General features: G+C 71.1%; 8 protein-coding genes and 2 pseudogenes. 6 read left to right on the forward strand and 4 right to left on the reverse strand.

The window, feature by feature from the left end; translation table 11 throughout:
* Positions 1–697 (reverse strand): annotated as a pseudogene (locus tag ACIRDX_RS15855) (hypothetical protein); the annotation flags it as partial.
* Positions 698–732: 35 nt separating this feature from the next.
* Here ACIRDX_RS15855 and ACIRDX_RS15860 point away from each other — a divergent pair.
* The 3 genes from ACIRDX_RS15860 to ACIRDX_RS15870 all read left to right on the forward strand — a co-directional run bounded on the left by ACIRDX_RS15860 (position 733) and on the right by ACIRDX_RS15870 (position 2,620).
* A complete protein-coding gene (locus ACIRDX_RS15860; RefSeq protein ID WP_396626409.1) occupies positions 733–1,950 on the forward strand; it encodes an ROK family protein in 1,218 nt (405 codons plus the stop codon).
* Between the two features lie 41 nt (positions 1,951–1,991).
* Positions 1,992–2,180, forward strand: coding sequence for a hypothetical protein (locus ACIRDX_RS15865; RefSeq protein ID WP_396626410.1), 189 nt, complete (start codon positions 1,992–1,994; stop codon positions 2,178–2,180).
* A gap of 230 nt (positions 2,181–2,410) precedes the next feature.
* On the forward strand, positions 2,411–2,620 hold the full coding sequence (locus ACIRDX_RS15870; protein ID WP_396626411.1) for a helix-turn-helix transcriptional regulator: 210 nt from the start codon (positions 2,411–2,413) through the stop codon (positions 2,618–2,620).
* Between the two features lie 111 nt (positions 2,621–2,731).
* On the opposite strand, the gene ACIRDX_RS15875 is transcribed toward ACIRDX_RS15870, so the two are convergent.
* The gene (locus ACIRDX_RS15875) at positions 2,732–4,630 is read right to left on the reverse strand and encodes a PQQ-binding-like beta-propeller repeat protein (RefSeq protein ID WP_396626412.1); all 1,899 of its coding nucleotides are present in this window, start codon (positions 4,628–4,630) and stop codon (positions 2,732–2,734) included.
* A gap of 140 nt (positions 4,631–4,770) precedes the next feature.
* On the opposite strand from ACIRDX_RS15875, the gene ACIRDX_RS15880 reads away from it, so the two are divergent.
* Positions 4,771–6,615 (forward strand): hypothetical protein, encoded by a 1,845-nt coding sequence (locus ACIRDX_RS15880; RefSeq protein ID WP_396626413.1) that lies wholly within the window; start codon positions 4,771–4,773, stop codon positions 6,613–6,615.
* 28 nt (positions 6,616–6,643) lie between these two features.
* On the opposite strand, the gene ACIRDX_RS15885 is transcribed toward ACIRDX_RS15880, so the two are convergent.
* Together ACIRDX_RS15885 and ACIRDX_RS15890 are read right to left on the reverse strand one after the other, a co-directional pair.
* The gene (locus ACIRDX_RS15885; protein WP_396626414.1) at positions 6,644–7,840 is read right to left on the reverse strand and encodes a chromate transporter; all 1,197 of its coding nucleotides are present in this window, start codon (positions 7,838–7,840) and stop codon (positions 6,644–6,646) included.
* Positions 7,841–7,869: 29 nt separating this feature from the next.
* A complete protein-coding gene (locus tag ACIRDX_RS15890) occupies positions 7,870–10,512 on the reverse strand; it encodes a TonB-dependent receptor (RefSeq protein WP_396626415.1) in 2,643 nt (880 codons plus the stop codon).
* Between the two features lie 204 nt (positions 10,513–10,716).
* Between ACIRDX_RS15890 and ACIRDX_RS15895 the strand changes: the two genes are divergently transcribed.
* On the forward strand, positions 10,717–11,712 hold the full coding sequence (locus ACIRDX_RS15895; RefSeq protein ID WP_396626416.1) for a sigma-54 interaction domain-containing protein: 996 nt from the start codon (positions 10,717–10,719) through the stop codon (positions 11,710–11,712).
* 61 nt (positions 11,713–11,773) lie between these two features.
* A pseudogene (locus ACIRDX_RS15900) lies at positions 11,774–12,261 on the forward strand (hypothetical protein); the annotation flags it as partial.

Genomic DNA, 12,261 nt, shown 5'->3' on the forward strand with positions numbered 1-12,261 from the left:
CCACATCCACGAGCGCGACGCCGTTGCCGGGCGACTCGATGATGTGGTCCTTGGTCGGACCGCCATCGAACGTCCGCGTTGCCAGGGGACCGCGCTCGACGAACGTCACGGGGGACTGGAGGGGCGGTGCCGCGGTCGTTGCGGCTGCGGGTGCGGGGCCCATCGCCGAGGCGTGTCCTCCGTACACCTGCTCCTTCACCTTGCTCTGGCTGTAGCTGCCCTGGAACGCCAGTCCGAGCGCGACGGTGTCGTCGAGAGCGCGACGGGCTTGCGCCAGCAGGGCCTGCAGCGACGGCTGATCGACGCGCGCCTCGCGCTGGCGCACCAGGGGATCGGCGCCGGGCCTGGCCGCGATGTCGCGCAGGGCCGCTGCGGCCCGATCCAGATCGGATGCGAGCGCCGCAGGCAGCGGGGCGCCGACGTCGGCGGTGCGGAGGGCGGCCAGCGCCGCCGCGAGCGCCTCGAGTTGCTGCGGCGTCGGCGCGGCATTCATCGAGGCGACGAGCGTGTCGGCCTCTGCCAGCAGTCGCTGGCGGCGAGCGGTCGGTGTGTCGCTGGACGACGACTGGAGGGGCGCGCGCCCGTGATCGCGGGCCTCGACCGCGCCCCACAGTGCCGCGCCGAGCACCGCCAGCACCACCCCGCGCCACCCGCCCGCGCCACGCCCCCGCCCGCGCGTGAAGTCCACGACTGTCACCGTGGCCTCATTCTGGACCATAATCCCGACGCCGCATGTCACCAGTGCGCCAGATCAGCTCGACGGACTTCCGCATCGCCCACCGCGGGACCTCGCGCGAGATCAACCGTCAGATCGTGCTGAACCTCGTCCGGACCCATCAGCCGATCTCGCGTGCCGAACTGGCGCGGCTGATGGGCGTGCGTCGAGGCGTCATCAGTCGCCTGGTGCAGGACCTGCTCGACACCGGCCTCGTGTTCGAGGGCGCCAAGGGCGACAGCCAGGGCGGGCGCAAGCCGCAACACCTCTTCATCGAGACGCGCCGGCGCTGCGCGGTCGCCATCGACATCAGCGCCAGCCGCACGCTCCTGCAGGTCACCGACCCGCTCGGGCACCCGCTGCACGACATCGAGGAACTCCCCACCACGGAGGACGCGGGCGAACTGATCCAGCTCCTCGCGCGGCGCATCAAGGTACTGCTCGCGCACCCCGGCGCCGGCGAGTGCCTCGGCATCGGCCTGGTCGTGGCCGGCCTGGTCGATACCGAAGGTGGCCGGCTGCTGCGCGCGCCGACCCTGGGCTGGAAGGACGTCGCGCTGCGCGCCCCGCTCGAGGAGGCCACCGGGTATCGGGTGTTCATCGAGAACTCCACCAAGGCCGGCGCACTGGCCCAGCTCTGGGAGGTTCGCGACACGCCGCTGCCGGACGGGCCGCTGGTGTTCGTGAACGCCTCCGACGGCGTCGGCGTGGGCATCGCGCTCGACGGGCAACTGATGCGCGGCGCCCGCAACGGCGCCGGGGAGTTCGGGCACATCCCCATCGACATGGACGGTCCGGTGTGCGCCTGCGGGTCGCGCGGCTGCTGGGAAGCCTACGCGTCGGTGCGCGCCACCGTCGCGCGGTACCTCGGCACCAGCCTGTCGTGGCCGGCCTGCAGCAAGCCCGCGCTCACCGTCCCCGCCATCGTCGACCGGGCGCGCGGGGGCGAGGCACACGCGCGCCAGGTGCTCGACGAGACCGGCGAGTTCCTCGGGCGCGGCCTGGCCATGGTCATCAAGGCGCTGCAGCCGAGCCGCATCTACATGAGCGGCGAGATCACCGAAGGCTGGGAGTTCGTCGAGGCCGGCGTGCGGCGGGTGCTGCGTGAACTCGCCCTCACACCAGACGATGCCGAGATCGAGATCGTGATCGTGCCTGTCGGCGATCAGCCGCGCCTGCGGGGGGCGGCTGCGCTGGTCACCTCCCCCGCATTCGCCGCGCCGGTGGTGGCCTAGGCGCGGCGGGCAGCCTGCAGCAGGCCAGACCGAGAGGGTCCATGAGCGCGTACGAGGGGCTCGAGCACGCGGTGAAGACCCTGCAGGACCTGCGAGCCAGGAAGCTGCAGGAAGCGGCGGAAATCGAATCGGCCATCGCCGACATCGTGTCGGAGATGGAGCGCCTGCCGAAGGCCGACGATGCCGAAGGGCCTCGGCAGCCCCTGCTCGACGATAGCCTTCGCCCCTGACTTGTGATCGGCCCCGCTCGCGTCGATAATGTCGCGCAGCAACAGACGTTCACGCCGCCGGTGTCAGAGACCGGTCCCTCCAAGCGTGAACGCGAACGGCGCGTGTGCCAGCCGGTACGCGCGGACCGCGCAGGTGCGAACGGCGCCTCTGGTGAGCAACCCTACTCACGACAGGGAGGCGATGCCGTTGCTACGCTCTGCGGTAACGAAGGGCGCGCCAGACCTTGTGTGTGTTCACGCTTACCAAACGCCAGTACGAGATCGTCACCCGCGTGGCCCGAGGTGCGACCGACCAGCAGATCGCCGATGAACTGGGCATCAGCCCCCGCACGGTGAGCAATAGCCTTGCGCGCATCTACGACCGCGTCGGCGTGTCGGGCCGCGTGCACCTCGCCGTGATGCACGCGACGGGCAAACTGCACGCCAAGCCCGACGCCTAGTCGTCGTCGCGGGCCGGGCGCGGAGAGCCGGCCTTCCCGCGAGAGGGCCGGGGTGGGACAACCGGCCCTACCGGGGACAAGCGGCCCTCTCCGGCAGGGCGACGTGGGTCGTTACCGCGGCAGGGCCCAGGCCACCACGCCTGTCGGCCCGGCGTGCGGCGTGGGCACCGCGCCCGGGCCCGTCGGCTGCGTGGCCGAGGCCGTCACCAGCAGGTACTGCCGGCCACCGTGCTCGTACATCGAGGGCCCGCCGCTCGTGGGGCCACCGAGCGGGAAGGTGGCCAGTTCGTTGCCGTTGGCGCTGTCGTACACGTGCACCTTCCGATCGGCCGCCGTCGCGAACACCAGCCCCGACCCCGTCACGATCAACCCACCCTTCACCGTGGCCGCCGAACCGGTGCCCGTGATGCCGAGCGGCAGCAACCGGAGGTCGTCACCGAGGCCCTTCTGCCAGGCGATCGCGCCGGTGTTCAGGTCGTACGCCGTGAGCGTCGTGTACGGCGGCTTCACGATCGTGGGGTAGAGGCCGAAGCCGTCGGTGGTCGGGTAGCCCTCCCGCACGATCTCGTCCGAGTTGCCGTTGGGGCGCGCGGGCCGCTTCTCGCCGGGCTTCAGCAACCGGATGATCGTCGGCACGTTGAACCCGATCACGTACACGCGGCCGTCGGTCGGGTGTCCCGCCGTGCTGCCCCAGTTGGATCCCCCCTGGTTGCCCGGCATGTGGATCACTTCCTCGAACCCGATGGGCGTGAATGGCCCCTCGTTGCGCGCCTTCAGGATGCGCTGCCGGAAGGTCTCGCGCTCCTCGGGCGTGAGGATGTGCGGGTTCAGGTCGTCGACGGTGAACGACTGCCGCGAGAACGGCTCCGGCCTGGTCGGGATCGGCTGCGTGGGCGACAGCACCTGCCCCGGCACGGTCGTCCGGGTCGGCACTGGCCGCTCCACGATGGGCCAGATGGGCGTGCCCGTCACGCGGTCGAACACGTACAGGTACCCGGTCTTGCTCGCCATCGCCACGATGTCGACGCGCTTGCCCTCGTGCGTGATGGTGGTCAGCTGCGGTGCCGAGTTGTTGTCGAGATCCCAGATGTCGTGGTGCACCGTCTGGAAGTGCCAGAGGCGCTTGCCGGTGCGCGCGTCGAGCGCCACCAGGCTGTCGGAGAACAGGTTGTTGCCGCGGCGATACCCACCGAAGAAGTTGAACTTGCCGCTGCCGGTCGGCACGTAGACGATGCCGCGTGCCTCGTCGATCGAGAGCTCGCCCCAGTTGTTGGCGCCGCCGACCGAGGCCCGTGCGTTCTCGGGCCACGTGTCGGCCCCGAACTCGCCGGTGCGGGGGATGGTCCGGAAGGACCACACGAGGGCGCCGGTGCGGACGTCGTACGCGCGGATGTCGCCAGGCGCCGACGTGTACTCGGTGTTGGTCGCCGATCCGAGGATCAGCAGCGTGCCGAACACGCGTCCCGGCAGGCGGCTCTGTTGCTGGACCGTCGCGGGATCGCGATCGAGGCCCTCGCGCAGGTCGACCGTGCCGCCCTTCCCGAACGTGGTGATGAACTGCCCGGTGCGCGCGTCGACGGCGTGCAACTGGTTCAGCGCAGAGAAGAGGATGCGCCGGTCCTGCCCGTCGGCACTCTCCCAGTAGTTGATCCCGCGGATGGCGAAGCTCTTGATCTCGGGCGAGCGCCACTTCAGGGCGCCCGTCGCCGCATCGAGCGCGACGATGGTGCCGCCGCGTGCCCGCGTGTAGATCACGTCGCGCACCACCAGCGGGTTGAAGTCCGTGTCGCCCTCGGCGAAGGTCCAGGCGACCTTCAACTGCCCGACGTTCGCCTTGTCGATCTGCGTCGCCGGCACGAAGCGCGAGCTGTCGGGACCTCCGGCGTAGTCGCGCCACTCGCGCGGCCCCTGGCTCGCGCCCTGCAGCGACGCGATACCTGCCGCTGCCGCCAGCGCCAGCCCCAACGCGAGTCCCCGTACCGTCCCTGCCGTCACCGTCCGCTCGTCCATCGACGCGATCTCCCCGGATGGCGTGTGCGCACCCGTGGCGGGATAGTAGCGGATCGTGGGCGCTGCGCCCGCAACCGCCCAGCCCTCCGGTCGGTGGCGGCACCAACGCCCTGGCGACCCGCCTGCGGTAACGTGGCGGGGTGGCTTCGCCTTCCGTCGGCCCCGTGACCGTCGCCCCCGCGCAGGCGTACGAGTCCCGTCTCGCGCAGTTCGGACGCATGGCCGAGCACCTCGACGCGAGTTCTCGCGTGTATTCACGGCTGCGCCTGGCCGTGGCCGCGCTCGTCGTCGTGGCCATCGTGGGGCTGAGCCGTGGCGGCTCGGCGTGGTGGGCTGCCCTGCTTGCGGCCGGCGTGGTGGTGTTCGTGTGGCTCGTCGTGCGCCACGATCGGGTGGAGCGTCGGCGTGACGCCGCCCAGGCCATGGCCGGGCTGAATCGCGACGCGATCGCGCGCCTGGCCCGGCGCTGGAACGACCTGCCGGCTCCGTGGACGCCGCCCATCCCCGAAGATCATCCGTACGCGCTCGACATCGACCTGTTCGGCCATGCCTCACTGGTGCAGGTGCTGGGGCCGGTGCGGACCCCGACGGGCCGGCGGATCCTCGCGCAATGGCTCCTGCATGGCGCCGACGACTCGCCGGAGGTCATCGCGGCACGACAGGCAGGTGTGCGCGAACTCGCCCCCGCGCTCGACGTCCGCCAGCACCTGACGGCCCTCGCGCGCGCGCTGCCTGACGTGGCCGGCGACGATGCCGCCGCCCTGCCGCACGCGGTGCGATGGGCCGAGGAGTCCGATGCGGTGGCCTACGCCTGGGTGCCCTGGGTGGCGCTGGGGCTCACCGTGTGTACGCTCGGCGGATTCATCGGCACGCTGGCGGGTGTCGTGACGGGATCGTGGTGGCTGCTCACGGGCCTGCTCGGCTGGGCGCTGCGGTGGTGGGTGCACGCGCCGATCGAGCACGCGATCGGCGGCGCCGCAGGCGAACACGGCCTGCGGCCCTGGGCCGCGGCCATCGACCACGTGCAGGCGCAGGCGTTCTCGTCGCCCGTGCTGGCGGCCACGCAACGGGAACTCGCCTCGGCGCCTCCCGCCCTTCGCGCGCTCGAGCAACTGGTGGCGCTGTCCGACGTCCGGCACTCGGCGTGGCTCTTCGTGCCGCTGCAGACGCTCACGTTGTGGGACCTCCACGTGTGGTGGGCCATCGAGCGGTGGCGTCGCCGGCACGGCAGTCACGTGCGCGGCTGGCTCACGGCGGTGGGCCGCGTGGAGGCGCTGGGCGGGCTCGCGTCGATCGCGTTCGATCACGCGACCTGGGCTTTTCCCGACCTGGCCGATCGTCACGACACGCTGTCGGCCGCGGCGCTCGGGCATCCGCTGCTGCCCGATGGCGTGCGGGTGTGCAACGACGTGACCGTCGGTCCGCCCGGGCGCTTCCTGCTGGTCACCGGCTCGAACATGTCGGGCAAGAGCACGCTGCTGCGCGCGATTGGCCTGAACATCGTGCTTGCACAGGCCGGCGCGCCAGTGTGCGCGTCGCGTCTCGACATGCCGCCGCTGGCGCTGCACACGAGCATGCGCGTGTCGGACTCGCTCGAACTCGGGCTGTCCCTGTTCATGGCGTCGCTCGTGCGCCTCAAGGCCATCGTCACCGCGGCGCGCGTCGCACGGGCTTCGCGCCGTGTGTGTTACCTGCTCGACGAGGTGCTGCAGGGCACCAACAGCGGCGAGCGACAGGTGGCCGTGCGCACCGTGGTCGACCACCTGCTCGGCTGCCAGGCCGTCGGCGTCGTGACGACCCACGACCTCGAACTGGCGCGGGATCCGTCGTTCACGGCGCGGGCCGAGAGCGTGCACCTGCAGGAGACGCTGCACGGTGAAGGCCGTGATGTGCGCATGACGTTCGACTACACGCTCCGGCCGGGCCCGGCGCACGCGGGCAACGCCCTGCGGTTGCTGCGCGTGCTCGGCTTCGACGAGGCCTGAGTCCGGTGTGCGGGCGCGGGCGCGCCGGTCAGGGCCGCGCGGCGCCGGCCACGAGCCAGCCGACCAGCGCACCGCCGCCGATGAGCCAGAGCTCCGACACCTTCCAGCGCCACAGCACCACCAGCGCGGCGAGGGCCAGCATTGCGGTCCACACGTCGACGAGCGCGCGCGTCGCGAGCACCCACGCGGCTCCAGCAATCGCGCCGGTCGCCGCGGCCGAGACCCCTTCCACGAAACCCTTGATCTGCGGCTGCGAGCGGTAGCGACGGAAGTACGGGGCCGGGAGCACGACGAACAGGTACACCGGCAGGAACACGCCGATGGCGGCCACGGTCATGCCCCAGGGGCCGGCCGCGAGGTACCCGATGAACGCGACGGTGATCACGACCGGGCCGGGCGTGATCATGGCGACGGCGACGGCGTCGAGGAACTGGCGGTCGTTCAGCCACCCCTGCGCCTGCACGATCTCGCCGTACAGGAAGGGCACGATCGCCAGGCCGCTGCCGAAGACGAACGCCCCGGCCTTGACGAACACCCAGAACACGGTCGAGAGCGTCGGGGCGAGCGCCACCCCGGCGGCGGGCGTCGTGGAGAGCGCGAGCAGCGCCGCGCCAGCCGCATCGAGCCGCTCGGCGTCCCGGGCCATGCGCCACGTGGCCACGCCGGCCGTGAGCACGCCCGCCGCGATGAACATCCACGCGATCTCGCGCTCGGTCCACGCCGTGGTGAAGGCCATCACGGCGAAGATGGTCCAGAGCAGGGGGCTGCGGCCGAGCGTCAACGCGGTGAGCTTGTGCGCCGACCTCGCGATGATGCCGATGACCACCGCTCCGATGCCGTAGAACAGGCCCTGCATCCAGGGCAGTCCGCCGAACCGGACGTAGGCCACCGACAGGGCCCACACCATCAGGAACGACGGCAGGATGAAGCAGACGGCGACGAGCGTGGCGCCCACCACGCCGCCGCGCACGTACCCGAGGTAGATGGCCAACTGCGCGGCCAGCGGGCCGGGGGCGAGCTGGGCGAGCGCGAGGCCGTCCGTGTAGTCCTCGCGCGTCACCCACGCCTTGCTTTCGACCAGGTCACGCTGCATGAAGCCGGCCAGCGCGATGGGCCCGCCGAACCCGGTCGTGCCGAGCCGGAGGAAGTAGAGGCAGAACTGCCAGAGCGGCACGCGTGGCCCGCTCTGGATCGTGGTGACGGCCGGGGGAGTTGCAGTCGCCATGTTGCGCGTCGTGCTGGTCTCGTGCGCGATCAGGGACGGCCTGTGGACCGCAGGCCCATGCGCAGCGTGACGCCGTACGTCCGGGGCTCACCGGGCATGCCCACGAACAGGCCCGAGTTGCCAGGAGCGGCCGACAGCAGTTCGAGATAGTTCGTGTCGAAGGCGTTGCGGCACCACACCGACACCATCCAGCCCGAGCCCCAGCGGTAGCCGGCGCGGAGGTTGGCCAGCGCGTAGGCCGGCACGTTCAGGTAGCGCGACGGCGTGGCGCTCGACGAGAACTCGCTGCGGTAACTGGTGTCGCCCGCCACGAACCACTCGCCGGCCTGCGAGAAGACCGTGGCGCTGCGCCTGGCCTCGGCGCCGAAGGTCAGGGCCCACTCGGGCACGCCCGGCAGGCGGCTGCCGGAGATGTCCTTGGAGAGCGGCCCGCCGGTCTCCTCGAGCGGCGGCGGCGCATCGGTGAAGCGGGCATAGCGCGCATCGGTCCAGGCGGCCGCGCCGAACACGGACACCGCGCTCGTGATGGCGGCCGAGCCGTCGAACTCGACGCCGCGGACGCGCACGAGGTCGGCGTTGGCGAGGTAGCCGCGCAGCACGCCGACGTCGGCGTTGACCACGTTGGCCTGGAAGTCGTTGACGTCGGTGTTGAAGACCGACACGTTCAGGCGCAGGCCGCGCACGGGCTCGGCCTTGATGCCGCCCTCGACGTGACGGACGCGCTCGGGCAGCACCGTGGCCGCGCTGATGATCGGCGCCCCGGTGAGGTCGGCGGGCACGCCGTTCATGTTCAGGCCGATAGGCTTGACGGCCGACGAGACGGTGCCGAACACGTGCGTCGTGTCGGTGAGCAGGAACTTCGCCGTCAGCTGCCCGGTGACGTTGGTGTCGCTGACGTCGGCGGTGTACTGCTGCGGCGCGAGCACCGAGCGCTGCAGGGCGATGAGCACGGGATCGGTGGTCTGGAGGCCGCCGTACACCTGCGAGTCGTAGTCGAGCTGCTTGTGGTCGTAGTTGAGGCGGAGGCCGGGAATCAGCATCAGTCGATCGGTGACCGACCACTCGGCCTGGCCGAACAGGGCCGCCGCCGTCGACGAGGACTGGATGTCGGCGATCTGGCCGTAGCCGTCGAGCAGGCCGGGCGTGGCCGCCGCGGGCGTCGGCGCGAGCAGGAAGCGCGCTGCCGCCGAGCCGTGCTCCTGCCGCCCGTCCGAATCGATCGTCTGGTGGAAGGCGAACACGCCGCCCGAGACCGCCACGCTGCGCGTGACCGGCGCGGTGTAGCGGATCTCCTGCGTGACCTGCCGCTGCTTCGACGGGTTGGCCGAGATCGTCGTCACGGGCAGGCCCAGGAAGTCGCGGTCGTTGGACGGGTCCCAGTTCCAGTACCGCCACGCGGTGATGGACGTCAGCTTGGACGACCCGAGGCGCTTCTCCATCGTGAGGGACGTGCCGCCGAGGTCCTGGTTGGAGCGGTGCGGCGTGTCGGCGTCGGTCAGGCGGCCGTACGGGTTGTAGGACGGCGGCGTGTACTGCAGGTCGGCGATGATCTGCGGGAACTGGCGGTTGGCGGCGCGCAGCGTCGGCGCCACACCGGCCACCACCTGCGCGAAGCCCTGCGGCCGCTGGCGCGTGTGGTCGGCGGCGAGCACCATCGCGAAGGTGTCGGTGGGGGCATAGAGCACCTGCCCGCGACCGCCGAGGTTGTTCATCTCGTTCAGGCCGCTGCGGGTCGTCGTGTTGTAGAGCAGGCCGTCACGGCTGGTGCCCGAGAGCGCGACACGCGCGGCGAGGCGCTTGCCGAGCGGCACGTTGACGTTGGACTTGACCTGCAGGAACCCGAGCGACCCGGCCGTCACTTCGGCGTCGAGCTCACGCGTGAAGCTGGGCCGCCGGCTCACCACGCTGATCGCCCCGGCCGTGGTGTTGCGACCGAACCCGGCGCCCTGCGGGCCGCGCAGCACCTCGATGCGCTCGACGTCGACGAGGTCGAGGGTCGCCGCGGCCGATCGCGCGAAGAAGACACCATCCACGTACATGCCCACGGCCGGCTCGATGCCGTCGTTGGTCAACCCGAAGGGCAGGCCGAGCCCGCGGATGCTCACCGACGAGTTGCGCGGGTTGCTCGAGAAGAACTGCACGGTCGGCACCAGTTCGCGCAGGCGGTTCACGTTGAACGCGCCGGCGTCGTTCAACTGCTCGCCCTCGACGACCGACCCTGTCATCGGCGCGGCCTGCAACGCCTCGTCCATCCGGCGTGCCGCCACGACCACCATCTCAGACATCCTGGCCTCGAGCGCCACGTCGACCGACGCCGACGCGCCGGCCGCAAGGTCCACCGTGCGCGTCACCGGCTCGAAGCCCTCGAGCGCGACCTGCACCTGGTACCGGCCCGCCCGCCGGACGTCGACCCGGAAGGCGCCGTTCTCGTCGGTGATCGCCTCCCCGACCGACTGGCCGCGGTCGGACAGGACCCGGGCCACCACGCCCGGCATCGGCAGCCCGGCGGTGTCGCGGACGATCCCGGCGATCCCGGGCTCGGCGGCTGGCGCCGCGACGACCGACGGACTCGTCGAGGGGACGGTGGGTCCCTGCAGGGCTGCGACCTGTGCCTCAGCCGTGTAACAAAAGAGTGTCGATAGACCGACGAAGCAAATGGCGAGTGCCTGCATGCGGCAGGCCACCTGCCGTCGAGCGGCCCGGTTCATGGAGGAAAGAGTGCGGTCCTGAATCATCACGGCCCCTCAATGTGCAGCGGACGGGCCAACTTCGATGTGTCGGTTTTTCGGCCATTATCGTGCGGCTCTCTCGAAATTCCATCAAATAACACGGCATGGCCAGCAAATATGATTGCAATTGCCGTGATATAAGACGGCATGCAGACCGAGCGGATCGTGGGCGGCACGACGGGGCTGGCCGGCGTGCTGGAGCGCGTCGACATGGTGTCGCGCAGCAACGCGCCGGTGCTGCTGTTCGGCGAAACCGGCACCGGCAAGGAAGTCGTGGCCCGGCTGATCCATCAGGAGTCGTCGTTCCGCCACGGCCCGTTCCGGCGCGTCAACTGCGGCGCGATTCCGTCGGAACTGATCGACTCCGAGCTGTTCGGGCACGAGAAAGGCGCCTTCACCGGGGCGCTCTCGCAGCGGCAGGGCTGGTTCGAACAGGCCGACGGCGGGACCCTGTTCCTCGACGAAGTGGGCGAACTCTCACTCCCGGCGCAGGTGCGCCTGCTGCGGGTGGTGCAGGACGGCGAGGTCGTCCGCGTGGGAGGCGATCGGCCGGTGCGGGTCAAGGTGCGCCTGGTGGCCGCCACGCATCGCGACCTGCCCGAGATGGTCGAGGACCGCACCTTCCGGGACGACCTCTACTACCGCCTCGCCGTGTTCCCCGTGGTCATCCCGCCCCTGCGCGATCGGCTCGACGACATCCGCGAGTTCGCCGAGTACTTCGCCCGGCGTGCGTCGGATCGGTTCGGCGTCCGGCCCGTCCCCATCACCGAACAGCACGTCCGGTTGCTGAAGGAGTACCGCTGGCCCGGCAACGTGCGCGAGATGTCGGCCGTCGTCGACCGCGCCGTGCTGCTGGGCCAGGGGCGGTCGCTCGAGATTGCCGCGGCGCTGGGACGAGGCGGGCCGTCGAAATCGGTGTCGCCTGAGGTCGCCGCTGCGCTCGCCCTTCCCCCCGCCGAACGTATCGTCACGCTCGACCAGGCCATCCGGCGGCACATCGAACTCGCGCTCGCCGAGACTCGCGGGCGCATCGAAGGCGCCGACGGCGCTGCACGCCTGCTCGACGTCAACCCGCACACGCTCCGTGCACGCATGCGCAAGCTCGGCATCGACTGGGCCGCCTTCAGGGCGGGCGACCGCTGAGGCTCAGCAGCTCTGGGCTGGACGTTGCGCGGGTGATGCAGAAAGCCAGAGAATGCCGCCCATGCGCCTGTGTGGACGACTCGGCGAGGCCTGCCCCTCGCTCGCCCTGATGATGCTGTTGGCCGGAGCCGTGCTCGCGGCGCAGGGCCCCGTGTCGGTCCGTCCGACGCTGGCGCCAGACACGCTGGCGCGCGAGTGGACGCTCGACGGCAACGGCACCTGGGCGCTGCGCGACGGTCTGCTGGCGCTCGTCACGGCCGGTAAGGCCGGCGGGCCGATCCGTCGCCCCTCGGCCCTCGCCATCGCCACCGCCCCGGACATGACTGCGACGACGCTCGAGGTGGAGGTCCGCTCCACGGCGGCGCTGCCCGATGTGACCCCGCGCCGCGACGCGCTGCTCGTGGTCGGCTATCAGTCGCCCACGCGCTTCTACTACGTCCACCTCTCGGCGGCGAGAGACGACGTCCACAACGGGATCTTCCTGGTGAACGACGCCGACCGGAAGCGCATCGACACGCTGTCGCAGGTCACGCCGCTGACCGATCAGCA

The sequence above is a fragment of the Luteitalea sp. genome (genome assembly GCF_044337415.1).
Classification (GTDB): Bacteria; Acidobacteriota; Vicinamibacteria; order Vicinamibacterales; family Vicinamibacteraceae; genus Luteitalea.

Coding starts and splice junctions, on each gene's coding strand:
- ACIRDX_RS15860 (WP_396626409.1), top strand. CDS start 733: ATGTCACCAGTGCGCCAGATCAGCTCGACGGACTTCCGCATCGCCCAC.
- ACIRDX_RS15865 (WP_396626410.1), top strand. CDS start 1,992: ATGAGCGCGTACGAGGGGCTCGAGCACGCGGTGAAGACCCTGCAGGAC.
- ACIRDX_RS15875 (WP_396626412.1), bottom strand. CDS start 4,630: ATGGACGAGCGGACGGTGACGGCAGGGACGGTACGGGGACTCGCGTTG.
- ACIRDX_RS15885 (WP_396626414.1), bottom strand. CDS start 7,840: ATGGCGACTGCAACTCCCCCGGCCGTCACCACGATCCAGAGCGGGCCA.
- ACIRDX_RS15890 (WP_396626415.1), bottom strand. CDS start 10,512: ATGCAGGCACTCGCCATTTGCTTCGTCGGTCTATCGACACTCTTTTGT.
- ACIRDX_RS15895 (WP_396626416.1), top strand. CDS start 10,717: ATGCAGACCGAGCGGATCGTGGGCGGCACGACGGGGCTGGCCGGCGTG.